Source organism: Xanthomonas bromi, assembly GCF_900092025.1.
GTDB lineage: Bacteria > Pseudomonadota > Gammaproteobacteria > Xanthomonadales > Xanthomonadaceae > Xanthomonas > Xanthomonas bromi.
This window is the reverse complement of the sequence record NZ_FLTX01000025.1, coordinates 106342-130877: the sequence shown is the minus strand read 5'-3', so window position 1 is coordinate 130877 and position 24536 is coordinate 106342. Positions and strand designations below refer to the sequence as shown.

General features: G+C 63.4%; 24 protein-coding genes. All 24 read right to left on the bottom strand.

Annotated elements, in window-relative coordinates; translation table 11 throughout:
• Positions 1-264: 264 nt before the first annotated feature.
• Positions 265-1791 (bottom strand): FkbM family methyltransferase, encoded by a 1527-nt coding sequence (locus tag XBLMG947_RS08940; protein ID WP_065467879.1) that lies wholly within the window; start codon positions 1789-1791, stop codon positions 265-267.
• Positions 1788-2411 (bottom strand): LbetaH domain-containing protein, encoded by a 624-nt coding sequence (locus XBLMG947_RS08935; protein WP_065467876.1) that lies wholly within the window; start codon positions 2409-2411, stop codon positions 1788-1790. Before XBLMG947_RS08935 ends, XBLMG947_RS08940 begins: the two co-directional genes overlap by 4 nt.
• Positions 2401-3546, bottom strand: coding sequence for an aromatic ring-hydroxylating oxygenase subunit alpha (locus tag XBLMG947_RS08930; RefSeq protein WP_065467874.1), 1146 nt, complete (start codon positions 3544-3546; stop codon positions 2401-2403). Before XBLMG947_RS08930 ends, XBLMG947_RS08935 begins: the two co-directional genes overlap by 11 nt.
• 13 nt (positions 3547-3559) lie before the next feature.
• Entirely contained in the window at positions 3560-4204 is a 645-nt protein-coding gene (locus XBLMG947_RS08925) for a NeuD/PglB/VioB family sugar acetyltransferase (RefSeq protein ID WP_065467870.1), read from the bottom strand.
• Positions 4201-4938: an SDR family NAD(P)-dependent oxidoreductase gene (locus XBLMG947_RS08920; protein ID WP_065467868.1), complete on the bottom strand. Its 738-nt coding sequence runs from the start codon at positions 4936-4938 to the stop codon at positions 4201-4203. Before XBLMG947_RS08920 ends, XBLMG947_RS08925 begins: the two co-directional genes overlap by 4 nt.
• Complete coding sequence (locus XBLMG947_RS08915) at positions 4935-5699, bottom strand: SDR family NAD(P)-dependent oxidoreductase (protein ID WP_065467866.1); 765 nt, start codon at positions 5697-5699, stop codon at positions 4935-4937. The genes XBLMG947_RS08920 and XBLMG947_RS08915 overlap by 4 nt, the downstream gene beginning before the upstream one ends.
• The gene (locus XBLMG947_RS08910; protein ID WP_065467864.1) at positions 5696-6736 is read right to left on the bottom strand and encodes a ketoacyl-ACP synthase III; all 1041 of its coding nucleotides are present in this window, start codon (positions 6734-6736) and stop codon (positions 5696-5698) included. The genes XBLMG947_RS08915 and XBLMG947_RS08910 overlap by 4 nt, the downstream gene beginning before the upstream one ends.
• 5 nt (positions 6737-6741) lie before the next feature.
• Positions 6742-6966 (bottom strand): acyl carrier protein, encoded by a 225-nt coding sequence (locus XBLMG947_RS08905; RefSeq protein ID WP_024939600.1) that lies wholly within the window; start codon positions 6964-6966, stop codon positions 6742-6744.
• 64 nt (positions 6967-7030) lie between these two features.
• Complete coding sequence (locus XBLMG947_RS08900) at positions 7031-8140, bottom strand: DegT/DnrJ/EryC1/StrS family aminotransferase (protein ID WP_065467863.1); 1110 nt, start codon at positions 8138-8140, stop codon at positions 7031-7033.
• Positions 8141-8258: 118 nt separating this feature from the next.
• Positions 8259-9743, bottom strand: a complete 1485-nt coding sequence (locus XBLMG947_RS08895; protein ID WP_065467861.1) for a sigma-54 dependent transcriptional regulator — start codon at positions 9741-9743, stop codon at positions 8259-8261.
• On the bottom strand, positions 9740-10120 hold the full coding sequence (locus tag XBLMG947_RS08890; protein ID WP_065467859.1) for a response regulator: 381 nt from the start codon (positions 10118-10120) through the stop codon (positions 9740-9742). Before XBLMG947_RS08890 ends, XBLMG947_RS08895 begins: the two co-directional genes overlap by 4 nt.
• Before the next feature lie 8 nt (positions 10121-10128).
• Positions 10129-11532 (bottom strand): RNA polymerase factor sigma-54, encoded by a 1404-nt coding sequence (gene rpoN / locus XBLMG947_RS08885; RefSeq protein ID WP_065467853.1) that lies wholly within the window; start codon positions 11530-11532, stop codon positions 10129-10131.
• Positions 11533-11753: 221 nt separating this feature from the next.
• Positions 11754-12386, bottom strand: a complete 633-nt coding sequence (locus XBLMG947_RS08880; protein ID WP_003482986.1) for a response regulator transcription factor — start codon at positions 12384-12386, stop codon at positions 11754-11756.
• Between the two features lie 70 nt (positions 12387-12456).
• Positions 12457-13023, bottom strand: a complete 567-nt coding sequence (locus tag XBLMG947_RS08875; protein ID WP_065467851.1) for a PilZ domain-containing protein — start codon at positions 13021-13023, stop codon at positions 12457-12459.
• The gene (locus tag XBLMG947_RS08870; protein WP_065467849.1) at positions 13023-13316 is read right to left on the bottom strand and encodes a hypothetical protein; all 294 of its coding nucleotides are present in this window, start codon (positions 13314-13316) and stop codon (positions 13023-13025) included. Before XBLMG947_RS08870 ends, XBLMG947_RS08875 begins: the two co-directional genes overlap by 1 nt.
• Positions 13317-13324: 8 nt before the next feature.
• Positions 13325-13738, bottom strand: coding sequence for a flagellar export chaperone FliS (gene fliS, locus XBLMG947_RS08865; RefSeq protein WP_065467847.1), 414 nt, complete (start codon positions 13736-13738; stop codon positions 13325-13327).
• A 149-nt stretch (positions 13739-13887) separates the two neighbouring features.
• Positions 13888-15213, bottom strand: coding sequence for a flagellar filament capping protein FliD (fliD, locus tag XBLMG947_RS08860; protein ID WP_065467845.1), 1326 nt, complete (start codon positions 15211-15213; stop codon positions 13888-13890).
• Between the two features lie 234 nt (positions 15214-15447).
• The gene (locus XBLMG947_RS08855) at positions 15448-16647 is read right to left on the bottom strand and encodes a flagellin (protein WP_065467843.1); all 1200 of its coding nucleotides are present in this window, start codon (positions 16645-16647) and stop codon (positions 15448-15450) included.
• A gap of 318 nt (positions 16648-16965) precedes the next feature.
• Entirely contained in the window at positions 16966-18171 is a 1206-nt protein-coding gene (flgL, locus tag XBLMG947_RS08850) for a flagellar hook-associated protein FlgL (protein ID WP_065467841.1), read from the bottom strand.
• Positions 18171-20045 (bottom strand): flagellar hook-associated protein FlgK, encoded by a 1875-nt coding sequence (gene flgK / locus XBLMG947_RS08845; protein ID WP_065467835.1) that lies wholly within the window; start codon positions 20043-20045, stop codon positions 18171-18173. The genes flgL and flgK overlap by 1 nt, the downstream gene beginning before the upstream one ends.
• Before the next feature lie 11 nt (positions 20046-20056).
• A complete protein-coding gene (locus tag XBLMG947_RS08840) occupies positions 20057-21235 on the bottom strand; it encodes a flagellar assembly peptidoglycan hydrolase FlgJ (protein ID WP_065467833.1) in 1179 nt (392 codons plus the stop codon).
• Between the two features lies 1 nt (position 21236).
• Positions 21237-22355 carry a flagellar basal body P-ring protein FlgI gene (locus XBLMG947_RS08835; protein WP_065467831.1) on the bottom strand — a complete coding sequence of 373 codons (1119 nt, stop codon included), beginning with the start codon at positions 22353-22355 and terminating at the stop codon, positions 21237-21239.
• Positions 22356-22365: 10 nt separating this feature from the next.
• Positions 22366-23058: a flagellar basal body L-ring protein FlgH gene (gene flgH, locus XBLMG947_RS08830; RefSeq protein ID WP_065467829.1), complete on the bottom strand. Its 693-nt coding sequence runs from the start codon at positions 23056-23058 to the stop codon at positions 22366-22368.
• A gap of 38 nt (positions 23059-23096) precedes the next feature.
• Entirely contained in the window at positions 23097-23882 is a 786-nt protein-coding gene (gene flgG / locus XBLMG947_RS08825) for a flagellar basal-body rod protein FlgG (protein ID WP_010373615.1), read from the bottom strand.
• Positions 23883-24536 lie beyond the last annotated feature (654 nt).

Genomic DNA, 24536 nt, shown 5'->3' with positions numbered 1-24536 from the left:
CTACGTAGGAGAGGATAAGCTAACAAGTCGAATTTTTCACCGCGGCGACAGTCCGGCTAATAACATTAACTCATTGGTCTTTATTACGCTCTCGCAAGTCGACGTTGGCGTAGGCCGATTCACAGATATCCAACAGCGTGAGCAGGCGCTACTCTTTTCAGAAAGTCCGATTTTCCGTGGATTCAGGAAGTGTGGCGTTAAAAAGAAAGATTTTGGGGCATCAGTCATCGCTCTATCTTTTGCAATTCGTGAATTTTCTCGGTCTTACTCCGCCCAGGGCGGTGGTGCGGCACCGGCGACAGGCGATGCATACAAAACGAGGTCGTAGTAATGGCCGGGAGAGTGCTGGCGTAGACGGAAGTGATAGCCTTCCACCAATTTGTCCAGTTGCTCCACGATATCCAGCAAATCCTGAGCGTAGTGGTAGACACAAATAGCCATGCGTGGACGCTGGGTCCGGATCAGGCGAGATGCCCCTTCAAGTGCTCTGGCTTCAAACCCTTCGATGTCCAACTTCAGTAGCGTCAGCTTTTCCAACTCGTCGTCCAGGCGTGTAGTCGCCACTGACATTCCGCCATGCGGCGATACATGGCTGGAAACGGTGCCGGTCTCCTCGAAACGCAGCGTAGTATGTTCGTTGGAGATGGCTTTTTTGATGGGCTTGAAATTGTGCGGGGGAAGGGGGAGGGCGCTCGCGATGCTCTCCAATTTCTGGAAGTTGATGCCATCGGGCTCAAAGGCGGTGATGCTTTCGTAGCGATAGCGGGATGCTTCTAGAAACTTCTGGACGATGGGGCCTTGGAAGGCACCGCCATCGCAGAAATGTTCCCGCTGGCCCAACTGGAATGTGCTGCTATCGGCATATTCTGAAAAGTACTCGTTGATCGGCGTCGCCCAGCAGTCCAACAGTAGGCTGGAATCGTAGGTCAGGCGGAACAACAGGTTGCTGTAGAGCGTAAAAACGCTTAAATCGTCGTCCAGCCGATCCGCAAGACGCAGAAATTCGTCCAGGCGCAGAAGCGTCCGCTGACGGTAGACCTGCGCAGGCTCGTATACGGCGGGTAGCCCGCAGTGCGCAACGGCCAGGCAGGCATCCACCCGTTCAATGCCTGCCTGCTCGCAGAGCTTGCGGGCCAGGCCCGATTCTCCGGGGCTGTAAGAAAAATCGATGGCCAATGCCTGCGAATGCTGGGTCGCCAGTTCGATGAACTGGCGCGAACTCCAGCGCGGCACCCCATGAACGGTGTCGCTGTCGCCTGGCTGGTCATCAACGGCGGCAATGACATGGCTGCTGGGGTGCTGGACGATCATTGGGCCATAAATGTTGCCAATGCCCGAGCGCGGTTGGAGCAGGAACAGGGAGCGCTGCTCGAAATATGGGATCAGCGGATCGAGGGAAGGCGCAACGCTGAGTTGCCCAATGCCCGCGCTGGCGCACAGAGCATTTGCAAACGCCCGTCCGCGCAGGCTACAAGAGAAATCGATGGCAATTGCATCGGCATACTGCCCCGCCTTGGTAAGAAACTCCTGACTGCTCCAGCGCGGCGCGCCGTGTATGTGGTCCAGATGGACGCTTTGGTCATCAATGGCGGCAACAACATGGCGCAGGTCGGCAACGACCCTGGGACCGTGCACCATGCCTACATGGGACTCGGGAGCGACGAGGAATACAGGGCGGTTGGCAATCGCGGGTAGGCGCGCAATGACATCCTCAAGTGCAGGACGCTCTTGCTCCGCAATACGTAGGATCCGTTGGCGAAGCTGCTCATTTCTTGAGTTCATGAACGTCATGTCCCGTAGGTTTGAATGGGGTTGTCATAGCGAGCGTCGAAATAGGTTTTGGCAGGCACGTCCTCGCAATAGACACGCGGCCAGCCAAGTTCGCAGCTTCGCCCCACCTTGACGCCTCCGCGCACGATGGCGCCGGTCCGCAGGATGCTATTACCGCCGATCTCGACGTACGCGCCGATTTGCACACCATTCTCTATCCAGCATGAAGATTTGATGCGGCATGCCGGTCCGAGGTGCGCTCCGGCATGGATGACGGTGTTGTAGTCGATCCTGCATCCGTGCCCGACGACAGCATTGGCACCCACGAATACGTTGAGCCCGATGACTGTGTCAGTGCCGATGGCTGCGCTGGCGTGGATGAAGGGCTCCAGCTTGAAGCCACGTTCCATCGCTGCCTGCATCAGTTCTATGCGCTTGAAGTTGCCAAAGCGTTCGTCGAACGCCACGAACATGGCCCCGTCGGTCGGATTCAGCCCATCGAGCACGCTAAGATCGAATTCGTGTTCCGAGTCTTGGGGCACGTCGATCTTGATAACCGTTTCGTCCTGGCGCGCCTGCTTCCAGGCATGAAAGGCCAGGTCGAGGTATTGGCTGTTGCCGATGATCCACCTAGATTTCATATTCGGTCTCCATCAGCAGCGTGTACCAGCGTTCGACCAGGCGATTCATGGATTCATAGGCTCCCTGGGTGGGGAGCGGAGCGTCTGTGTGCAATGCCGCCTGCACCCGCTCCATGATGTCCACGTCTTCGCCTACCACGACCTTACTGCCGTGCATCTGCGCCAGTAGCACTTGGCTGGCAGAGCCGTAAGGCTGTTTCTTGCGTGCGCTAAACCAATAGATTTCCAGATCGGTCCGGTCCGGTGCGACGGGGATGTGGTGTTCCAGCGTGAAAGAGTAGCCGCCGTTGGAACTGGCGATATGCATGTTCGGGAAGGCCAACCAGTTGAAGTAGGCATCCTGCGCGCCCCAACGTTCCACTTTATCGTGCCAGCCGAAGTGCTTGAGGTTGGATATGGGGGCTTCCGGGCCGCCGAAACTGAAGCGGCGCATTTCGTGCCTCAAGGCTGCGGGCGAGCTTTCTTGCAACGCTTCCGTGGACTCCTTGGCTTGCTCTTCGTTTACCTCGGCAACGAAGCTGACGCTCTTGGCCAGGGTTTTGGGGTGGACGAAGCGTGGGTGATTGGCATCCCGAAGATTTTCGTAAGCGAGTTTCCAGTTGTACCGGCCACTCCAGGTGGTCACCATGACCTCGGTGTCGTAGGCGTTGGAACTACTTTCCAGCAAGGCGATGAAGTCTGCCGAAAACTGCTCCTCGATGGGCATCGGGCTGGGATCGAGGTTGACGAACAGCAGGTTGCCCACCTGACGCAAGGCGAACTCTCGCAGCTTCAGACCACGCCGTTCGTCTTCGCTGAAGCCATAAATGGCATCGCATTCGGGGATATTCTCGACCCGACCTTCGGCATCGTACTTCCATGCGTGATACGGGCAGACTAACGGGCGTTTTCCTACCGCAGTGGTTTGTAGCAGTGCGCTGCGGTGCAGGCAGACGTTCTCGAACGCACGCAGGCTGCCCTGGAAGTTCTGTATCAGAACCGGAATGCCAGCGAGCCTTCGGGTGATGAAGCAGTTGTTGTCGGGGAGCAGCGTTTTGAGGCCGGCGAACAGCCAGACCTTGCGGAAGATCTTGCGCTGTTCGCGGGCGAAGATGTCCGTCGATAGGTAGTAGCTGGGGTGCATTCGCGAACGCATTGGCGTGGCTTCCTCATGAATCCTTCTGGTAAATGACCCGCGCCGGGTTGCCAAACACGCTGGCGCCCGCTGGCACATCCTTCACCACGACTGCACCAGCACCGACCACTGCACCGTCGCCGACGCGGATACCGGGCAGGATGGTGGCGTGCGGATGCACGGTGGCGCGCTCGCCGATCCGCGCGCCGCCGCCGACGAAGGTCATTGCCCCGATCTGCGCGTAGTCGCCGACATGGACATCGTGGCCGAGCATGGCGTTGGCCTGCACGTTGACGAAGTCGCCCAGCCACACGTCGGGGCTGAGCTGCACGCGGTGGCACACGAAACAGCCCTGGCCGATGTGCACGCGTGGGCTCAGGAACGCGCCGGTGAGGATCGGAATGAATTGCGCGCCTTGCGCGAGCAATGGCTGCGCATAGCGCTGGCGCGAATGCGGATCGCCGATTGCGCACACGAAGCGTTCTTCGTCCCGTGGCTGGTACGCGAGCGGGCTGCCGACGATGGTTAGGTCGCAGCCCAGACCGTCCAGTAGCTGCGGGCGCGTGTCGAGAAATCCCACCGGACGCCACTGCGTTCCGCATGCGGGATCGCCCTGCATCTGCGCCAGGACCTCGCGACCCCATCCGCCGGCGCCAATAATCAAAACGGGGTGGGTCATAGGATCGAGCCGCCGTCCATCACCAGGCTGGTCCCAGTGACCCAACGGCTGGCGTCGGCCAGTAGATAGATTGCGGCGTTGGCTACGTCCTGTGGTTCACCCAGGCCCAGCGGATGCCGCGCTTTCTGCGCATCGAGTTGGTCTGCGCCCCAGATCGGAGTGCCTACGGCGGACGGAGAAATGCCGTTGACCCGGATCGTGCGTTTGGCCTGTTCGAGCGCCAGGCATTTGATGATGCCGATGAGCCCGGCTTTCATCGCCGAGTACGGCCCCACGCCACGCGTGCCGAGGTGCGCGGCAGTGGATAGCATGAATATGATCGAGCCCTGCGGGGCGATGGCATTGGACTGCAGCAGGCGCTGCGTCAGCATCACCGGAGCGAGAAAATTGACCGTATACATCTCGGTCATCGCCGCCTCGGTCAGCTGCCGGATCGGGCAATGCTTCTGCATGCCAGCGCAGTGCACCAGACCATGTACCGTCGCACCCGCTGCAGCAGCCAGTGCTTCGCGATCGGCGGCGCTGGTCAGGTCGCCGAGCATGCCAACGTGGCCCGTGCCCTGCAGCTGCGCCTGGGTCTGCGCGAGACGGTCTTTGTCGCGTCCAGCGAGAACGATGCGGGCGCCTCGCTGAGCGCAGGCAATGGCGATTTGCCGCCCCAGCCCCGACGACGCTCCCGTCACCAGGATCGTTTTGCCGTTGAGCGAAAACGCAGTGCGTGCCGGTGTGTTCATGCGTAGATGTCCATCGGCACGGTGAGGCCGCCATCCACCACGAAATAGTTGCGCGTGATCCAGCGACTCGCATCGGCCAGCAGGAAGGCGGCGGCGTAGGCGACGTCCTCCGGCTCGCCCATGCCAAGCGGTGTCAGTTCGAACAGTGTTTCCATGTTGCCGCCGCTGCCCTGCAAGCCATCCAGCAGCGGTGTGCGCACGTAACCCGGGGCGATGCAGTTGGCGCGGATGCCGTTCTTGGCAACTTCCTGCGCCAGCGATCTCACCATGCCGAGTAGGGCACTTTTGCTGGCCGCGTACGCGCTGCTAGCCATTGGCCCGATATGCGAGGCGACCGAAGCGACGAACACCAGCGAGCCGTTCGCGGCGATGCGTTTCTTAGCCAGCAGGCCACGAGTCAGCAGCATCGGTGCGAATGTGTTGCTGGAGAAGATGTCGTTCAAATGCGCCCGATTGACCAAGCGCATCGGAACCAGCCGGGAAATCCCGGCCGCGTGCGCCATCCCGTCCAACACGCCGACGTCGGCGACCAGGCGATCAATGTCCTCCTGCCGGTCAAGGTCTGCCACGATTGCAATGTGCCCTTTGCCCTCCAACGCCTCCAAGGTCGAGGCCAGCCGCGCGTGGTCGCGCCCGCTGATCGCCAGCTGGGCACCAAGTTCGGCGCAGGAAATGGCGATCTGGCGGCCGATACCCGAGGAGGCACCGGTGACGAGAATGCGTTTGCCGGTGAGCGAGAAGGGGTCGGGGGCAATACTCACGATTCGATTAGATCCGGAAACACAGCACCCTCGATATCCACCAGACAGCTACCCCAAGAAAGCCCAATGCCGAAGCCGCACAGCACTATGCGCTTGGGTCCGGATTCCAGCTCTTTGTTAATGCGCACGGTCATGGTCACCGGCAGCGAGGCGCCGCTTGAGTTGCCAAAGTCGCGCAGCGTGGAGGGTACCTTTTCTACCGGAAGACCAAGCTTCTTGCGGATGGTCTCATTGATCATGCGGTTAGCTTGATGGAAGACGAAGTAATCGATCTCATCCTTGGAAACACCGGTGTAGTCGAGCAGCTTTTGCACCGCCGGCGGAATGCGCTGAGTGGAAAAACTCAACACCGCCACGCCGTCCAGGATGAGGTCCACACCGCGGCGCCACGGGCCGTCGGGTTCTTCCCGGAATGGCATCAGGTGCTGCATGGCGACCGGCTCGCGTTGACCACCGACCGGCAGAATGATGGCCTTGTAGCCGCTGCCATCGCTGTTGAGGTCGAAATACATCGGCGGGGCGTCGGCACTGAACTCCAGCGCCGTGGCGGTGCCGGAGTCGGAAAAGATCGGGTCTTCCAGATTGGCGCTGCGGTCGCCGACCAGCAGCAGGCCCCTCTTGACGCCGCCGGCGGCGATCATCGAGCCGAGCAGGTTGATGCCGAACGGGTAGGCCGAGCAGCCCAGGTTGACGTCGAAGGCGACCGTGGCATGCGACAGCCCCAGCCGGTCCTGAAGGATGATCGCGGTGGCCGGGATCGGGTAGTCCGGCGACTGGGTCACTACGATCAGCGCGTCGATCTCCTCGCGCTTCCACTGCAGTTTTTCCAGCAGCACCTCAGTTGCATCGAAGGCCAGGTCGGAAAAACACTGCCAGTCCGACGCCATGCGGCGGGTCTCGATGCCGATGTTGCGCACCAGGCGCTCGCGCTCGGAGCGAATCTGCGGACGGCAGTCGGTGAGATTGGACACCACGCGCTTGGGCACGCATGTCGCCATGCCGGCAAAGCGGACGTTCTGCAGCGTGGAGGTCGGCATGGTGCTTACGCCTCGGTCAGTTTGTAGAGATCGCCCACAGTGGTGGCGGCGGTGAGATCTTCGCCGGTGATGGTCTTGCCGTATTCCATGTCGAACATGACGATCACGCCGAGCGCGGCCAGCGAATCCCATTCCGGGAGTTCGAGCAACACGGTGTCCAGCGTGACCTCCACCGGCTCCTGGAAATCGGTGGCGGAGAGGAAGTTCTCGATAAACGTTGCCTGGGTCATGCGATCGCGCCTGGTTGCCTGTTGAAGATGCGGGAGTCTGGAAACACGGTCTTGCGTGCTGCGCTCATGTGGCCTGTTCGCCGGCGATGATGTCGGCGATGGTGTCGACCTGATCTGCGGTCAGGCCGGGAAAGATCGGCAAGCACAATACTTGGGCGGCCACCGAACGCGCTACCGGCAACCATGCCGGCGCAGACGAAGGAAGCGCGCGATACATCGGAAAATCGCTGATCAACGGATAGAAGTAGCGTCGTACCAGAATGCCGTGCTCGCGCATCAATTGGTACAGCGCATCGCGCGAGAGCGGATAGTCGTCCTGCACCAGCACCGGGAAATACGCGTAATTGGGGCTGGAGTGCGCGGGCCGCGCAACACAGTGGATGCCACGCACGTCGCTCAACCGCTGCCGATACTGCGCATCGATGGCGCTGCGCTGGGCGATGGCGTTGTCGATGTGCTGAAGCTGCAGCAGGCCGAACGCCGCGCTGATCTCATTCATTTTGCCGTTGATGCCCGGTGCCACCACCGTGGTTTCATCGACGAAGCCGAAGTTCTTCAGATGCCCGATGCGCTGGTAGGTTTTTTCGTCGGGACAGACGATCGCACCGCCCTCGAAGGTGTTGAACACCTTGGTGGCATGAAAGCTCAGCACGCTCAGGTCGCCATGGCGCAGGATCGAACCGCCCTCATCGCGCACGCCAAACGCATGCGCCGCGTCGTAGATCACCTTGAGGTTGTAGATGTCGGCGATACGCGTGATGGCAGCTGTATCGCAGGCAGTGCCATAGCAATGCACCGGCATGATCGCGGTGGTCTGCGGGGTGATGGCCGCTTCGATCTTCGAAGGGTCCATGTTGAGCGTCATCGGATCGATGTCCACGAACACCGGGGTGATGCTCTTCCACAACAGCGAATGCGCAGTGGCCACGAACGAGTAGGGCGTGGTGATCACTTCACCGGTGATGCGCAGCGCCTGCAGCGCGGTGATCAAGGCAGTGGTGCCGTTGGTCAGCAATGCCAGATGCGGCACGCCCAGGTACTCGCACAGCGCGCGTTCGAGTGCGTGGTGCATCTCGCCACCGTTGCTGACGATGCGGCTGGTCCAGATCCGCTCCAGATAGGGCAGGAAGTCTTCCAGTGGCGGCAGCAGCGGACTGGTGACGGGGATGGGCATCAATGCCTCTGCAGGTGCTGGTGAAGGTCGGGATTCCGTCGCCGCCGGCAGCTGCGAACGGAGTAGTCCTGCTGAAGCAAGCGCTATGCCAGCGAGCGGAACATGCGCGCGTGTGCGCTCAGTTGGCCAACTCGGTCTGCTCGCGATCGATGCCGTACTTGCGCAGCTTCTCCACCAGCGTGGTGCGACGCAGTCCGAGCAGTTGGGCGGCGTGCGCCACCACGCCCTGGGTGCGTTCCAGCGCTTCGTTGATCAACGCCAGCTCGATGTTGGCCATGTGCCCACGCAAATCGATGCCATCGTCCGGCAGGCTGGACGTCGCGGCCGGTTCGGCATCGGCGGTCTTGGGCTGCAGCGTCACCACATTGCTCGGCAACGCGCTCACGTCCACCTGTGCGGCCGCCAGCTCCGGTTCCGGCGCCAGCTCGACCGGAATGGCCGAAGCGAAATCGCCGCGATACCGCGCCGGCAGATCCTGCACGCGCACCAGTCCACCGGGATGCAGCACCGCCAGGCGCTCCACCAGGTTGGTCAGCTCGCGCACATTGCCTGGCCAGTCGTAGCCGCGCAGCGCCTGTAAGGCTTCGTCGGCAAAGCGCACTTCACCGCGACCGGTGCGTGCCAGCTGGCCGGCGATCGTCTGCACCAGGATGGCCAGATCGTCCACGCGCTCGCGCAGCGCGGGCATTTCGATCGGAAACACGTTGAGGCGATAGAACAGGTCCTCGCGGAACTGGCCGTCGCTGATGCGGGTTTCCAGGTTGCGGTGGGTCGCGGCAATCACGCGCACGTTGCAGCGAATGGTCTGCCCGCCGCCAACGCGCTCGAAGCTGCGTTCCTGCAACACGCGCAGCAACTTGACCTGCATCGGCAGGCTCATGTCGCCGATTTCGTCCAGCAGCAGCGTGCCGCCTTCGGCCATCTCGAAACGGCCCTTGCGGGTGGTCAGCGCGCCGGTAAAGGCGCCTTTCTCATGCCCGAAGAGTTCGCTTTCCAGCAGATCCGGCGGAATTGCGCCGCAATTGATTGCGACAAACGGCCCGTCGCGTCGCGGCGAGTGCTGGTGGATGGCGCGCGCCACGACCTCCTTGCCGGTGCCGGATTCGCCCAGCACCAACACGGTGGTGTCGAACGCAGCCACTTGGTCGATCAGCCGGCGCAGGCGGGTGACCGCCTCGCTGTTGCCGGTCGGGCCGGAGTCCTGCTGCACGCCGGCCTGGTGCTCGGCGTCCAGACGCTTGAGGCTGGCACGGCGCAGCAAGGCTTCCAGCTGCGCGTGACGCAGGGGGGTGTCCAATGCCCAGACATTGGCTTCGTGCAGGCCGTGCGCCTGCGCGAACGCGGTCGGGCTGCCTTCCATCAGCAGCACTGGTGGCGGCAGCTTGGCATCGGCCAGCCAGTCGAAGAACTTGTCGGCCTGTGCAGCATCCTGCGCCGAGCCCACCATCACCGCCATCCACTCATCGTGGCGGTGACGGCCAGGATTGATGTCGGCGCCGTCGGTGACCCAGCGCGGATTGAAGTCCATAAACTCGAGCAGCGACACGGTGCGCTCGGCGCGCACGGCGTCACTGTCGATCAACAGAATGCGGGACTCACTCATTCCTGGCTCCTTACCGTCAGGCCCTCCAGGATTGGCATGACTTCCTGGATATAGGACAGCTTGCTGACAAAATTGTCAGCACCCGCGCGAAGAGCGTGTTCACGATGCTCGGCATCGTCGAAGTGGCTCGCAATCACAATATACGGCGGATCGTCCTGCGTCTTGATCAGACGCGTGGCCTGCAGCCCGCCCATCTCCGGCATGGCCAGGTCCATCAGCACCACACTGGGGCGCAGCGACTCAGAGCGCTCGATCGCTTCCAGCCCATTGGCGGCACTGCCCACGATGTTGAGCCACTCCACTTTGCGAAAATGACGCATCGCAGCGTTGATGAAGCCCTCGTGGTCGTCGACCAGCAGCACGGTGAGTTTGCTCATAGTAATCCTTATCCTGCCCGGGCAAGCAGCGGTTTATTGGTGCGGCGGCGCTCGCGTGCCGGGGCGATATCAAGTTGTTCGCGGTATTTGGCGACGGTGCGGCGCGCAATGTTAACGCCTTGCCGCGAGAGCAATCCGGCAATGGCCTCGTCGGCCAATGGCCGGCCGGCCGGCTCGCTTTCGATCAGGCGGCGCACCATCGCCTTGACGGCCTGGCCGGAGACGCTGGCACCTTCCAGCCGCACGGCAAAGAAATGCTTGAGCTCGAAGGTGCCGCGCGGGGTCTGAATGTATTTGCCAGTGGTAATGCGCGAAATGGTGGATTCGTGCATGCCGATTTCGTCGGCGATCTCCTTCAGCGTCAGCGGTGCCATCGCTTCTTCGCCGCGCGCCAGGAAAGCCGCCTGGCGTTCGACGATGGCGCGCGTTGCGCGCAGCAGGGTCTCGTAGCGCATCGACAGGCCGCGGGTCAGCCAGCGCGCTTCCTGCAGCATGTCGCGCAACGGCTGCGCTGCGTCGCCGGCTTCGGCCAGCGCGCGTTCGTGCACCGGGTTGATGCTGACGCGATGGGTGGTCGCCGGATTGAGCGCGACGCGCCAGCTGCCGTCGGCATGCCAGGCGAGCACATCCGGAATCACGCTGGCGTTGCTTTCCTGCAGCAGATCGTCACCCGGGCGCGGTTGCAGCGACAGGATCAGCCGCACCGCTTCGCGCGCATCGTCCACCTCGGCATCGTGCGCACGCGCCAGCACCGCGTAGTCGTGCGCGGCCAGCAGCTCCAGGTCGCCGTCGAGAATGCGCGCCGCCAGGTGGCGTGCCGGTACGCGGCCGGGCAGGGCGCTCAGCTGGGCCTGCAGGCACTCGCGCAGGTCGCAGGCGGCCAGGCCGGCCGGGTCGCCTTGCAGCAGACGCTGACGGATCGCTTCCACTGCCTGCACGGTCAGACCCAGACGGGTGGCGCCCAGCTGTTGCAGCGTCGACAGCGCTTCGGTCAGATAGCCGGCGTCGTCGGTCTGCTCCAGCCAGAACGCAGCGGCCCCCAGTGCCGCCTCGTCCAGGTCCATCGCCAGTTCGCGCAGGATGCGCACATGCGGGTCGGTGGACTCGCCAGCGGCCACGCGCTGCATGCGGTCCTCGTCGCCATCGTTCCAGCTGCTGCTCTGCACGTCCCACATCGTGCTTTCCGGCAGCTCGTCGAACGCGGCGATATCGCTGGCGCCGTCGTCGTTGGTGGTGGCCTCGTCCCCGTTATCGGCCAGCTCTTCCAACTCCAGCAACGGATTGGTTTCCAGAGCACGACGGATTTCCAGTTCCAACTGCATGCCGTCCAATTGCAACAGACGGATCGACTGCAGCAACTGCGGGGTGAGATGCAGTTGCTGGCCAAGCTGGGCGGAAATGGTCGTCTTCATGGAAGCGCTTCCGAAGGGCGCTGCACGCAGCAGCGATGGAATGCATCTTGCAGGACAACGCGACGGGTTTCTAATCAGGGAGTCAGGTGAGGAGGCTCATGATTTTCCTGACAGACTGTCGGGAAATTACCCACATTGCAGGCGGGCTCAAGCATGCCCGCCGGAATCCCGTCACGGTTTTGATCGTCGTTGGCCAGACAGCGTTCGCCAAGGGTGGCGCGTCAGACCAACTCGTTGTGATGTTTGGCCGCCAGCAGCACCAGATCGTTGGCGCGGCGGCAACCGAGCGATTCCATCATGCGTGCGCGGTGGGTTTCCACCGTTTTGACGCTGATGCCCAAATCGGCAGCGATTTCCTTATTGCTCTGGCCGCGGCCGATTTCACGCAGGATCTCGCGCTGACGCGGGGACAGTGCGGCAATACCGACCGGTTTTTCGCGGCCCAGCATTGGCGCAATCATCTTGGAGGAGATCTGCGGACTCAGGAACACCTGTCCAGCGGCGGCAGCGCGCAAGGCCAATTCCAGTTCCAGCGGAGCAGCGTCCTTGACCACGAAGCCGACGGCGCCGCGATCGAGCGCATCGCGCACGTGTACCGGGTCGTCGTGCATCGACATCATCACCACATGCGTACGCGGCGCGGCGCGCAGTACGTCGGTCATGGCATCCAGGCCGCTACGGCCGGGCAGGGACAGGTCCATCAACACCAGGTCGGGCCGATGCAGGGATGTCATGTCCAGGGCTTGTTGCGCGTTGCTGGCCTCGCCCACGACATCGATGCCGGCGAAAGTTTGCAGCAGCCTGGACAGGCCGGCACGGACAAGGGTGTGATCGTCGACGATGATGACTCGCACGGCGCAGAAGAGACCTTTTTTCAATAAACAGCACCTTAGCTGACCCGGCGCCCCGCGCCAACCATGGAAATCAGCGCTGGCGGCGGGCTTCGGCGATCTGACGGCGATGCAGACGAAACAGGTGGCGTTCCAGGGCGTCCTGCAGACCCGGTGCGAGTGGAGCAAACCGCAGCCACAGCCAGAAATCGTGGCCATCGCTCGCGTTTGCCAGCACGGTGGCAGGAAACTGTACGAGTTCAGGGAGCCAGTCGGATGGCTGCAGACAAACGCTGCCGGTGGTGCCGGATGCGTGGCTGGTTGCGCAACGCAGGCGGATTCCGCGCACCGACCAACGCACCAGGCACTGGCTCAGGCCACTGTCGCCCTGGCGCACCAGACGACCGATCAGCGCCAGCATCAAGTCGAGTTTGGCATCCATGCGCTGCACCAGCAACGGCAGTTCGCCGCGGTCTTCGCTGGTTTCCTCGCTGCGCAGGTCTTCGACCTGGCCAAGGCTGCGCAACAGGGTTTCGGCGGCGCTGTGCGCACCGGCATCGCCCCCGGCGCGGAAGCCGGCCGGCAGCTGTAGTTCGCAACTGAGCGTGTCGGCAAACAGCTCGGCATCGGCGGATGGCGCGAGTGTGCCGAGTGCGGTCATCAGATCCGTCCGACCCGTGCGTAGGCGCGGCTGGCCGACGAAGAGGTGCGCTGTGCGCGGATCAGCTCCAACAGCTTGCGCTGACGCTCGCGCATCATCCGCATCAGATCCTGATGCATGGTCAGCAAGGCCTGCAGCGCGTCGCGGTCCTGCTGGATGTCCACCTGCTGCGCGTACTCGCGCAGGTGCAGGTCGTGGTTGTCCAGCATGTGCGGCATCACCTCGAACTCCTCTTGCGCCATGGCCAGGCGGAGGTCAGCGATTTCTGCTTGAAGGCTTTGCACGCTATGCATGGCAGGACTCACGAAACGGCGGAAAGGCCGCGTTGTTCGGGGGGAATGGAGTTCCACGCCGAGTCGATTTCGCTGAGCAAATCCAGCGCTTCGGTCAACGCAGTCTCGTCGTTGTGCAGATTGGCGGCGGTCAGGCGCTGCATGACGTAGTCGTACAGGGCCGAGAGGTTACCCGCAATCTCGCCGCCGGCTTCGTGATCGAGCGAGCCGTTCAAGTGACCGACGATTGCGCAGGCTTCGCCAATGGCCTTGCCCTTGCGCGCCTGGTCGCCCTGCACAAGGCAAGCCTGGGCCAGACGGATGCGCTGGCAGGCACCGGCAAACAGCAGCGAGACCAGCTTGTGCGGGTCGGCTTCGGTCACGCTGGTGGACACGCCGACCTTGCGGTATTGCTCGGCATATTGACGATTGGAACCGTACATGGATGACTCCTCAATGGGCTGACCTTCGCTGGTCCGGAGCGCTGTGCTCCTGCGACGACGCTCCTGCCGGAAGGCAAGGCCGAAATCACGATAGGCCCTTCTTGTATCGGCAACACCCGTGCGGGACTTGAGGATCGGCATCACGGAAATCAGCCTGTGAGCAGGCTGCTAAGCGAGCTGGTGCTGCCCTGCAGCTTGCTGATCATGGCTTCCATCGCGCTGAACTGGGCGGTGTAGCGGTCGCTGAGTTTTTCCATGCGCGCATCGAGGTCGTCCAGGTCCGACTCGTAGCCCTTGATGGTCTTGTTCAAGCTGTCCGAGCGCAGGGTCAACGTGCCGTTGTTGGCGTTGACGTTGCTGTCCAGCAGCTTGGTCATGCCGGCGCCAAACTTGCTGTCCTTGCCGAGCACCTCGGCGGCAGCGCCGCCGTCGGAGGCGATGGCGGTGTCGAACTTGGCGCCGTCGAAGCTCATCACGCCATCCTTGTCGATGGTCAGGCCCAGCGACTTGAGCTCGTTGACGTTGCCGCTGACCTGGCCACGCAACTGCTGCTGCAGGCCGCGCACCAGCGCATCGCCGGTCAGTGCCGAGGCGGTCTTGGTGACCGTGTCGTACGCGCTGCTCTTGGCCAGCAAGGTATTGGCGGTGTTATAGGCGGCGGCGAAGGCGGTGAGATTGCCCTTCAGGCCGCTGGTGTCGGCGGCGATGCCCAGGTTGAACTTGGTGCCTTCGGCGGCCTTGGTCAGGTTGAGCACCACGCCCGGTACGATGTCGCTGATCGTGTTGGAGCTGGAAGTGCGCTCGAAGCCATCCACGCGCACCAGCGCATCGGCAGCGGCCACCTGCTGTGTCATGCCGCCGGTGACACCGGCGCCGAAGGTGAGGCTGCTCAGGCTGGGGTCGCTGGCGCTGATGGTCAACGCTCCCTTGGTGCCTGGATCCACTGCATTGAAGACCAGGTGCTGGCCATCGTTGGCGGTCACCACGCTGGCCGTGACGCCCTTGCCGCCAGCAGCCTTGTTGATGGCGGCAGCGATGTCGGTGAGCTTGTCGGTGCCGCTGATGTCGACGGTGACGCTGTTGTCGCCGTAGCCGATCGTCAGCGTGCCACTGCCGACCGTGGCATCGGCGGTGAACGCGCCGGAGGCGAGTTTTTGCGAAGTCGCCAGCGAGACCACTTCCACCGAATAGTTACCGGGCGCGGCCGAGCTGGTGGTGGTGGCGGTGAAACCGGCATCGGTCGGCACCGTGGCCTTGTAGGCGTTGGTGTCGGCGCTGCTGACAACCTTGTCCAGCGCAGACTTGAGCGTGGTCATGCTGCTCTTGATCTGGCTGATGGCCGACAGTTGGGTGGTCGCTGCGGTGCCGGCCTTGTTGATGCGCGCCTGCTCCGGATCCCGCTGACGGGATACCAGGGTGGACACCACGGTGGGGATATCCAGTCCTGAAGCAGAAGTACTGATCAACGATGCCATGTTGCATTCCTCGTCTGGGCATCCGGACAGCGGATGCATGGGATCACAGGACGGGTATCGGCCGCATCCGGGAGGACTTTAGTGGCGCCGACGCGTCTTGCTGACCTTCAGCCGATGCAACTTCCATGCCGGCCGCGCCAATCGACCGGCGTCAAAAAACCGCACCCACAAAAAAGCCCCTCCGAAGAGGGGCTTTCGATTTGCTGCAACGCGTTGCTGGATGACTGCGGCAAGTTACTGCAGCAGGCTCAGCACGTTCTGCGGAACCGACTTGGCCTGGGCCAGCATCGCGGTACCAGCCTGCTGCAGGATCTGCGTGCGGGTCAGCTCTGCGGTGGTCTTGGCGTAGTCCGTATCCGCGATGCGGCTACGTGATGCGGACAGGTTCTCCGAGGTCGCGCTCAAGTTGGCGATGGTGGAGGTGAAGCGGTTCTGGACCGCACCCATGTCGGCGCGCGAGGAGTTGACCGTGGTCAATGCCTTGTCGACGATTTCCAGGGCCTTCTGCGCGCCGGAGAACGTGGAGATATCCAGGCTGCCCAGGGTCGAAGCGGTCGAGCCGGACGCGGCCGAGGCGGTGGTGATGCCGGCGCCGACAGTGATGCCAGCGGCGCTGGAGGTACCGGCCGACAGCGAGGTGAAATCCTGGCCAGCCTTCAGCGATTCGATCTGCAGCGTACCGTCGGTCTTGATCGAGGCGTACATGCCGGTCTGGTCCAGCTTGTCGTTGATCGCCGCGGCTACCTTCTTGTTCACGTCAGCCGCAGTGTCGCCGGCACCGACCTTGACGTCGGCGATGGTGACGCTCTTGGCCGAGCCGCTGGCGTCATTGAACGACAGGCTGATGCCGCTGACCGAACCCGAGGCAGTGGCGGTGCCGCTCACACCGGCGCCGGAGACGGCGGCAGCGAAGCTGGCCTTGCCCAGCGAATCGATGTTGGCGTCGGCGATGCTGTTTATGCCGATGGTCTGGCCAGCATCGGCACCGACCTGGAACAGCGCGCCGCTGAACGAGCCGTCGAGCAGCTTGGTGCCGTTGAAGCTGGTCTGATTGGCGACGCGGTCGATTTCGCTGGTCAGCTGCTTGACTTCGGAGTTCAGCGCTTCGCGGTCGGTGGACGAGTTGGTCGCATTTGCCGACTGCACCGACAGCTCGCGGATACGCTGCAGGTTGTTGCCGATTTCCTGCATCGCGCCTTCAGCGGTCTGGGACAGCGAGATGCCGTCGTTGGCGTTGCGCGAGGCGACGTCCAGGCCACGGATCTGGGTCGTGAAGCGCTCGGCGATTGCGCCGCCGGCCGCATCGACCGAGAAGCTGGTGATGCGCTTGCCCGAGGACAGCTGCTGGATGCTCAGCGCCAGGCTGGAGCTGTTGGTGTTGAGGTTACGCTGAGCGTTCAGCGACATTACGTTGGTGTTGATTACCTGTGCCATTTTGATTTCTCCTAAGCGATTTTTCCGGCAAGGGGGACTTGCCCGGAGCCTCCGCAGGGGGGCCATCAAGTTGGCCGTTGCCGCTGCTGAGATGAATAACGGCGTTGCGTCGGGAACCTTTAGCGAAATTCAGTATTTTTTACTGTTTTTCTGCGTCAGGACGAAAAGCGTAAGCGTTGTTTATCAAGGGGTTTGGTTTATTCGGCAGCACCCCGCCAATCTTTAGCGTTGGTATAACTCTTCGAGAAATAAACTCCGTCCGCCTGCGCAAGTGCCCGCACGCAGGAGCGAAGAAAACCCAGTTTTCCTGCGGCAAAATCAGCGGATCAGGTTGAACAACGACGACGACTGCATCTGCTGAAAAATCGTTTGAGCGGCCTGCAACGAGGCCTTCTCGAGTTGGTACTGCCCAATGGCCGAGGCGTAATCCAGATCGCGGATCGACGACAGGGTGGTCTTGAGCGTGACTTCGTTGGATTCGAGCAAGGAGTTGGCGTTGTTGATCGCCGACAACTGCGCGCCACCGGAGGCGCGCGCATCGATCATCTTCGAAGACGCCTGCGCGATGTCGCGCATGGACGACTGCAAGGTGTTGATCATCGATGATTTCTGCGGCGGGGTCAGCGCGTCCGAATTCAGCGCGCCGACCAGGTCGTCGATGGTGGAGAACACGTCCTTGGTGCCGGAGGCACCGATCTGGAAACTGTCGCCCACCGCCGGCGCGCCGCTGATGCGCATGCGCACGCCGGCCGCGTTGATGTCTTCGCCATCTTTATAGGTGCCGGTGCCGACCACCGCATTGGTGCTGTCGCGCACTTCATAGGTGTTGGCGGCGGTGAATTGCACGCTGTAGCTGCTGCCGTTCCAACTGCCAGTGCTGGCATCGCGGCTGAAATCCAGCAGCAGCCCGGTCCCGGTGTTGGCGGTGTTGGCGTGCGCATCCACGGTGCCGTCGCCGGTGCGGATGCGCATGAAAATTTCGCTGCCGGGCAGGGTGTCGCTGACGAAGGTGTCCGGCGCCACTTCGACCTGCTTCTGGGTCTGGTCGCCGTTGTAGGTGACCCCGCCAGTGCTCTTGATGAATGGCGCACTGCCGTCGGCGGTGCCGCCGAACAGATAGCGCCCGGTGCCGTCGGTGCTGTTGGCCAGGCTCACCATGCTGTCGCGCAGCGAACTCAGTTCCGAGGCGATGGCCTTGCGGTCGTCGGGGGCGAGCGCGGAACTGTTGGCCTGGATCGTCAGCTCATTGACGCGCGCCATGGCATCGCCGGCGCGCGCGAGGACGTTTTCCTGCAGACCCAGCCGGTTCTGCACGTTGTTGGCGTTTTCGCCGAACCGGGTGATTGCCGCCAGGGCGCGATCCAGGCCCACCGCGGTGCCGGCCGCAACCGGGTCGTCCTTGGCGGTGACCAGGCGCTGCCCGCTGGCGAGCTGCGATTCGATCTGGTTCAGCCGCGACTGCTTGGCGCCCATCGAGGCGACCGACTGGCTGTACATCATGCTGGTGGAGATACGGTCGGTCATCAGCGTACGGCACCCAGGATGGCTTGGAAGACGGTGTCGGCGGTGGAGATCATCTGTGCGGCGGCCTGATAGGCCTGCTGCAGTTTCAGCATGTTGGCGGCTTCCTCGTCGAGGTTGACGCCGGAAATCGAGTCGCGGCTGGCCTGCGCCTGGTCGTTGATCACCTTCTGCGCGTCCGACGCATAGCCGGCGGCGCGCGCGGCCGAGCCCACCGAGGTGGTCAGTCCCGACAGCGCGCCGTTGAGCGTGACCGTGCCACCGCTGAGCGCCTTGGCGTCGTCGATCTTGGCCAGCAATTTGGCATTGCCGTTGTCGCTGGAGCCGGCGCTCATCGGGCCGACGCCGAAGGTGTCGCCGGCCTTGGGCGCGCCGTCCAGATTGAAGCTCCAGCCATTGGCGCTGATGGTCTGACCGGGGGTGTAGGCGAACGGGCCGGTGCCGTCGATGGTGTACTGGTTGGCGTCGATGAAGTCGATCGACGACGGCGTCAGTAGCGCCGGATTCTGCGCATTGTTGACCTTGACGTCGCTGATCTTGCCACTGCCCAGGTTGGCGACCGTTGCGGTGGCCTTGACGGGAGTGGCCGCGGCAATGCGCGAGGGGTCGGTGATGGCGACAGACAAGGTGCCGGCCAGCCCGGCAGTGGGCTGCAGCAGGAACTTGTCGCCGTTGGCTGGCGTGCCGCCCACCACCATGCTGACGCCATTGAGCACCAGCGGGTTGGCCGGGGTGCCGGTGCCGGTCATCGGGATTACAGAGCCGGTACTCGCACTGGTGGCCTTCCACACGCCGCCATCGAAGCTCAGCGTGACGTTCTGCCCATCGACCGCCGACATGTTGCTGAAGCTGGCGCTCAGCGCTGCGCTGCCGGTGTTCTTGGGGTTGGCGGCGGTGATGGGCGAGCCGATATTGAAGAAGTTGCCGCCCATTGCGCCATACAGGTCCATGCCCTGGCTGTGGCCGGCATTGAAGGTGCTGGCCATGCCGACTGCCAAGCGGCCGAGTTCGGCCTGGGTCGGCTCCAGTACGCTGCTGCGGAATTCCAGCAGACCGCCGATCTGGCCGCCCAACGAGCTGGCGCTGAGGCTGACGTTCTGCCCCTGGGTCTGCATCGCCACCTGCAGCTTGGTCGGCTGGTACGGGTCGGCGACGGTGGTGAGTTTCGAGGAGGTGGTACCGACCACCAGCGCCTGACCGCCGGCGGTGAAGACATTCATGAAGCCGCCGTCCTGTATCACCGCAGTGCCGCCGGTGTAACCCACCAACTTGCTCACCAGCGCGTCGCGCTGGTCGAGCATGTCCGGCGCCGCGTTGGCCGCGTTGTTGCCGATGGTGCCGTTGATCTTGGCGATCTGCTGCGTCAAACGGTTGACTTCGTCCACCGAGGACGTCAATCCACTGTTGACCTCATTGCTCAGGCTGTCCATCTGCCCGTTGAGCTGCTTGAAGCGCGTGGCCAGCGAATTGCCGCTGTCGAGCATGCTCTGGCGCTCGGCGGTGGAGGAGGCATTGGACGACACCGCGCTGGTGGAGTCGAAGAAGTTCGACCACAGCCCGGCGACATTGGTGGCAGTGTTGGAATACAGCGCGTCCACGCGGTTGGACAGCGACGACAGCTGTTGCAGCCGCGACAGTTCGCCGCCGCTGTCGAGCAGGCGCGAGATGGCCAGCTGGTCGGCCACCCGGCCTACATCGGTGATCTTGGCGCCATTGCCCACGAACGCGTAGCCCATGTCGGTGGGCGTGCGCGTTGCGAATTCCACACGTTGGCGGCTGTAGCCTTCGGTATTGATGTTGGCGACGTTATGGCTAACGGTCGACAACGCCCGTTGGAAGGCGATCAGCGCGCTGGTCCCGGTGGACATGATGGACATGGGCGTTTACCTCAGCGACGGATGGTGCCGAGCCCGGCCGGCTCGGCGGTACTGGCATAGCGGTTGGACAGATCGGCCGCCGCGTTGCCAATGGCGGCCACCGCACGGTCGATGGTCGGACCGTGGGCGATCGCCGCGATTTTGGCTGCGTAGCCCGGATCGGTGGCGTACCCAGCCTGTTGCAAGCCGCGTGCAAAACCGCGGATATCGGTGCCGGCCTGCAGCGCGCCCTGATAGCGGCTGTTGTTCTTCAGCAGGCGCACGTAGTCGGCAAAGCTCTCCTCGGCCGAGCCATAGGCGCGGAAATCGGCGGTTTCGGTGGTTTTGACGCCGTTGACGTATTCGTGGGTGCCGGTGGTGACTTTGTCGCCGCTCCAGCCGGTGGCCTTGATGCCGAACAGGTTGTTGGAATCGCCACCGTTGCCGATGCCGCGCCGGCCCCAGCCGGTTTCCAGTGCGGCCTGCGCGACCAGTGCGCGCGGGTCCACGCCCAATTCGCGGGCGGCTTTCTGCGCATGCGTCCAGATCTTGGCGACAAAGCCTTCCGGGGTGCGTTCCCCCAGGCTGGCAACTGCGCTGCTGGCGGCGCTCGCGTTGACGGCGGCATTGGCATCGGCCGCGTCGCTGGCGGCTACATCGGCCCAGCGGTCGTTGGCCGACGGCCAGCTCAGTGCGGCGGCATCGTCGCTGCCGGATTCGCCACCGCCGCTGCGCCCGGCGATCAGATCCAGCACCTGGCTCATGCCGATGCCGCTCAGATTGCCTGCGCCCAGGGCTGCTTTCGCAACGCTGCTGGTCGTGATGCCGGTGGCCGCACCATCGCGGGCAGGCAGCGGCAACGAGGCATCGCGCTTGCCGGCAACCAAGGAATACGCCTTGGCCGCGTCGGCGGTGTTCAACGAGGTGTTCAAGGCCGGGCCGCCGGTGTCGCCGCTCAGCTGCTTGGAGATCATCGCCGACAGGCCCAAGCCCTTGCCCTCGGTCAACGCCTTGGCCATCTGCTGGTCGTACATTTCGCGGAACATCTGGTTTTCGCCCGGAAACATCGGGTCGCCGGAGCTCGCGTCGCGCATGCTCTTGACCAGCATCTGCGCGAACTGACCTTCGAGCTGACGGGAGACCTTGTCGATCTTTGCGGGATCGGCCTTGGTGCTCGGGTTGAGATCAATGGGCGAGGCTGCGATACGCATGTCAGATCACCTCTAGCTCCGCCGTCAGCGCGCCAGCCTGCTTCAGAGCTTCGAGAATGGCGACCAGGTCGCCGGGAGCCGCGCCCACTTCGTTGACCGCGCGAACGATCTGATCGAGTGTGGTGCCGCCTTCGAACTTGAACATGCGGCTGCCTTCGGAGGTGGCCGTGATCGTGGACTGCGGCGTCACCGCGGTGCGGCCGCCACTGAAGGCGCCCGGTTGGCTGACGTTGGTGTTCTCGCTGATCGTCACGGTGAGCGAGCCATGCGCGATGGCGGCCGGCATCACCCGCACCAGCTGGCCGATGACCACGGTGCCTGTACGTGCGTTGACCACCACCTTGGCCGGTGCGTCGCCGGGCGAGAGTTCGACGTTTTCCAGCCGCGACAGCAGGCCGATGCGCGCGCCCGGGTCGGTCGGCGAGCGCACTGCCACGGTCACGCCGTCCACCGCACGCGCGGTGCCGGCGCCGAAGCTGCTGTCGATCGCCGCGACCATGCGCGAGACGGTGGTGAAGTCGTTCTGGTGCAGGTTGAGCGTGATCTCACCGGTGCCGGCAAACACGTCGGGCAGGGCGCGTTCGACGGTGGCGCCATTCGGGATCCGGCCGACGCTGGGAATATTCACCGACACCCGCGAGCCGTCCTTGCCCTGCGCACCGAAGCCGCCGACCACCAGGTTGCCCTGGGCCATCGCGTAGACCTGACCATCGGCGCCTTTCAGCGGTGCCATCAGCAGCGAGCCGCCACGTAGCGACACGGCATTGGCGATCGAGGAGACGGTGATGTCGATCGGTTGACCGGGCTTGGCGAACGGCGGCAATTCGGCGTGGATGGCCACGGCCGCGACGTTTTTCAGCTGCGGGTTGACGTTCGCCGGAACATTGACGCCCAGCTCGCCGAGCAGGTTTTTCAGGCTCTGCACGGTGAAGGGCGCCTGGCTGGTGCGGTCGCCGCTGCCGTCCAGGCCGACCACCAGGCCGTAGCCGACCAGCGCGTTGCCGCGCACGCCGCCGACCTGGGCGAGATCCTTGATGCGTTCGGCCGAGGCCGGTGCGGCGATTGCGCACAGCGCAACGGCGGCGGCGAGCAGACGGAAGGGCAGGGAAGACAGATTCATGGTCGCAGGCTCAGTAGGGCGACAAACGGGAATTGAAGAAGCGGCTCAGCCAGCCCATCGCGTTGGACTGTGCGATCGCGCCGCGGCCGCCGTAGGCGATGCGGGCATCGGCCACCTTGCTCGAGGGCACGGTGTTGTCCGGGGCGATGTCGGCGGCGCGCACGATGCCTTGCACCTGCACCAGTTCGTCGCCCTGGGTCAGGCGCAGGTTTTTCTGCCCCTGGATCACCAGATTGCCGTTGGGCAGGCGCTGCATCACGGTGACAGTGACGCTGCCCTGCATGCGGTTGCTTTGCGCGGTGTTGCCCTTGCCGGCAAAGCTGCGGTCGCCGCTGGTGCTGTTCTCGAGGATGTTCAAGCCACCGACGGTGAGCGGTGCGCCCAGCAGCGTCGGCGCGCCCATGGTGGTGGCGTCTTTCTTGCTGATGCTGGTATTGGCGGTGGACGAGGCGGTGGTGCTTTCCACCAGGTTCACCGTCAACAGATCGCCGACATCGCGGGCACGGCGGTCGCCATACAGATTCAGGCCCGGGCCGGCGGCGTAGATCGCGCCGGCGGTCGGCTGCGCCACCGGTGCAACCACCGGCACGATCGGCGCCATTTCGGCGAACGGGCGCACATCGCCGGCAGCCACGCAGCCACCCAGCAGCGCGCTGCAGGCAATGGCGAGGCACAGGGAGGAGAGAGAAGGCAGGCGTGACATGGCGTTGATTCCTGAGAGGGCGACGGGCGGCGAGCCGATCAGACGTTGTTGTTCAAGTAACCGAGCATCGAGTCGGTGGTGGAGATGGCCTTGGCATTCATTTCATAGGCGCGCTGCGTCTCGATCATGCTCACCAGTTCTTCCACCGTATTGACGTTGCTGCCTTCCAGCGCGCCCTGCACGGTGTTGCCCAGGCCGTTGAGGCCAGGGGTGCCGTTCTGTGCGGGGCCGGAGGCGGTGGTTTCGACGAACAGGTTTTCGCCCTTGGCCTGCAGGCCCGAGGGGTTGATGAAGTCGGTGAGCGTGAGCGCGCCGATTTCCTGCGCGGCGGCCTGGCCGGCCAGGGTGACGCTGATGGTGCCGTCGTTGCCGATGGTCAGCGACTGCGCGCCTTCCGGCACCTGGATGCCCGGCTGCAGCGGGTAGCCGCTGTTGGTGACCAGTTGGCCCTGGGCGTTGATCTGGAAGGTGCCGTCGCGGGTGTAGGCGGAGGTGCCGTCGGGCATCTGCACTTCGAAGAAGCCGCGGCCGTTGACCATCACGTCGAGCGCGCGGCCGGTCTGCTGCTGGCTGCCCTGGTCGAAGCCCTTGAACGTGGACACCACGCGCACGCCGGTGCCCAACTGCAGGCCGGTGGGAAGCTGCGTCTGCGCGGAGGTGGAACCGCCGGGCGCACGCACTTGTTGGTACAACAGGTCTTCGAACGCGGCACGGTCGCGCTTGAAGCCGGTGGTATTGGTATTGGCCAGGTTGTTGGAAATGACCGACATGCGCGTCTGCTGCGCATCCAGTCCGGTTTTGGCGACCCACAAAGCCTGATTCATGACCCGATTCCTCGTTAGACCCGGGGATGTGTTCCGGGCACGGCTGGGTATATGCACGTGCCGTGCCAAAGTCGCGCCGGATTTTTGCCGGCTGTGCGCTGGATCACGCGCAGTGAAGGCGCCGGACGGTTCATCCGAAAGCCGATGGACACCACCACAGCGGCTTGGCTTGGTCCGCGTTGACGGTTTGCCAGCGGCAGATCAGCGGTGGCAGCGGCTGAAACGGGGGGCAGATCACGTGGGGGAGATCGGTGGCCGGTCAGCGTGGCCCATCACTTGGCTGGCGCTCGTCTTACGGCAGACGCAGCGGGTTTGCCAGTCGCGTGTTGTTGGTTCGGAACTCGGGGCTAAAGCTGGGTCGGTCGAGGGCGCGCTGCCCTTACCGCTCGCGGGACACCCCGTAAACCCGTCCATGGGGGCTCCTTGGCGGCATCCATGCCGCCAAGGAGCCCGCAATCGGCGAGGGCACCGCACCGGAGAGTTGGCTGGCGATGAGCCGAAACGCATCATTAGACGCCTCGCTCAGTTTGCTGTTCCTGGATCGCTTGTCTGGGCATTCGATGGGCGCGATGTCAGGATGAGCGAGTGACGATCAACAGAGCACGTTGAACACTGCCTTCATCGATGCACCGATCATCTTCACCTGTCCTTGCC

Bases quoted from the DNA above. Each gene is read 5' to 3' on its own strand.
- XBLMG947_RS08890 (WP_065467859.1), bottom strand. From the start codon at position 10,120: ATGAGCAAACTCACCGTGCTGCTGGTCGACGACCACGAGGGCTTCATC.
- XBLMG947_RS08840 (WP_065467833.1), bottom strand. From the start codon at position 21,235: ATGCGTATCGCAGCCTCGCCCATTGATCTCAACCCGAGCACCAAGGCC.
- XBLMG947_RS08905 (WP_024939600.1), bottom strand. From the start codon at position 6,966: ATGACCCAGGCAACGTTTATCGAGAACTTCCTCTCCGCCACCGATTTC.
- XBLMG947_RS08925 (WP_065467870.1), bottom strand. From the start codon at position 4,204: ATGACCCACCCCGTTTTGATTATTGGCGCCGGCGGATGGGGTCGCGAG.
- fliD (WP_065467845.1), bottom strand. From the start codon at position 15,213: ATGGCATCGTTGATCAGTACTTCTGCTTCAGGACTGGATATCCCCACC.
- XBLMG947_RS08935 (WP_065467876.1), bottom strand. From the start codon at position 2,411: ATGAAATCTAGGTGGATCATCGGCAACAGCCAATACCTCGACCTGGCC.
- XBLMG947_RS08910 (WP_065467864.1), bottom strand. From the start codon at position 6,736: ATGCCGACCTCCACGCTGCAGAACGTCCGCTTTGCCGGCATGGCGACA.
- XBLMG947_RS08835 (WP_065467831.1), bottom strand. From the start codon at position 22,355: ATGAATCTGTCTTCCCTGCCCTTCCGTCTGCTCGCCGCCGCCGTTGCG.
- XBLMG947_RS08895 (WP_065467861.1), bottom strand. From the start codon at position 9,743: ATGAGTGAGTCCCGCATTCTGTTGATCGACAGTGACGCCGTGCGCGCC.
- flgH (WP_065467829.1), bottom strand. From the start codon at position 23,058: ATGTCACGCCTGCCTTCTCTCTCCTCCCTGTGCCTCGCCATTGCCTGC.
- rpoN (WP_065467853.1), bottom strand. From the start codon at position 11,532: ATGAAGACGACCATTTCCGCCCAGCTTGGCCAGCAACTGCATCTCACC.
- XBLMG947_RS08855 (WP_065467843.1), bottom strand. From the start codon at position 16,647: ATGGCACAGGTAATCAACACCAACGTAATGTCGCTGAACGCTCAGCGT.
- XBLMG947_RS08920 (WP_065467868.1), bottom strand. From the start codon at position 4,938: ATGAACACACCGGCACGCACTGCGTTTTCGCTCAACGGCAAAACGATC.
- XBLMG947_RS08940 (WP_065467879.1), bottom strand. From the start codon at position 1,791: ATGACGTTCATGAACTCAAGAAATGAGCAGCTTCGCCAACGGATCCTA.
- flgG (WP_010373615.1), bottom strand. From the start codon at position 23,882: ATGAATCAGGCTTTGTGGGTCGCCAAAACCGGACTGGATGCGCAGCAG.
- XBLMG947_RS08875 (WP_065467851.1), bottom strand. From the start codon at position 13,023: ATGACCGCACTCGGCACACTCGCGCCATCCGCCGATGCCGAGCTGTTT.
- flgL (WP_065467841.1), bottom strand. From the start codon at position 18,171: ATGACCGACCGTATCTCCACCAGCATGATGTACAGCCAGTCGGTCGCC.
- XBLMG947_RS08900 (WP_065467863.1), bottom strand. From the start codon at position 8,140: ATGCCCATCCCCGTCACCAGTCCGCTGCTGCCGCCACTGGAAGACTTC.
- XBLMG947_RS08930 (WP_065467874.1), bottom strand. From the start codon at position 3,546: ATGCGTTCGCGAATGCACCCCAGCTACTACCTATCGACGGACATCTTC.
- XBLMG947_RS08870 (WP_065467849.1), bottom strand. From the start codon at position 13,316: ATGCATAGCGTGCAAAGCCTTCAAGCAGAAATCGCTGACCTCCGCCTG.
- fliS (WP_065467847.1), bottom strand. From the start codon at position 13,738: ATGTACGGTTCCAATCGTCAATATGCCGAGCAATACCGCAAGGTCGGC.
- flgK (WP_065467835.1), bottom strand. From the start codon at position 20,045: ATGTCCATCATGTCCACCGGGACCAGCGCGCTGATCGCCTTCCAACGG.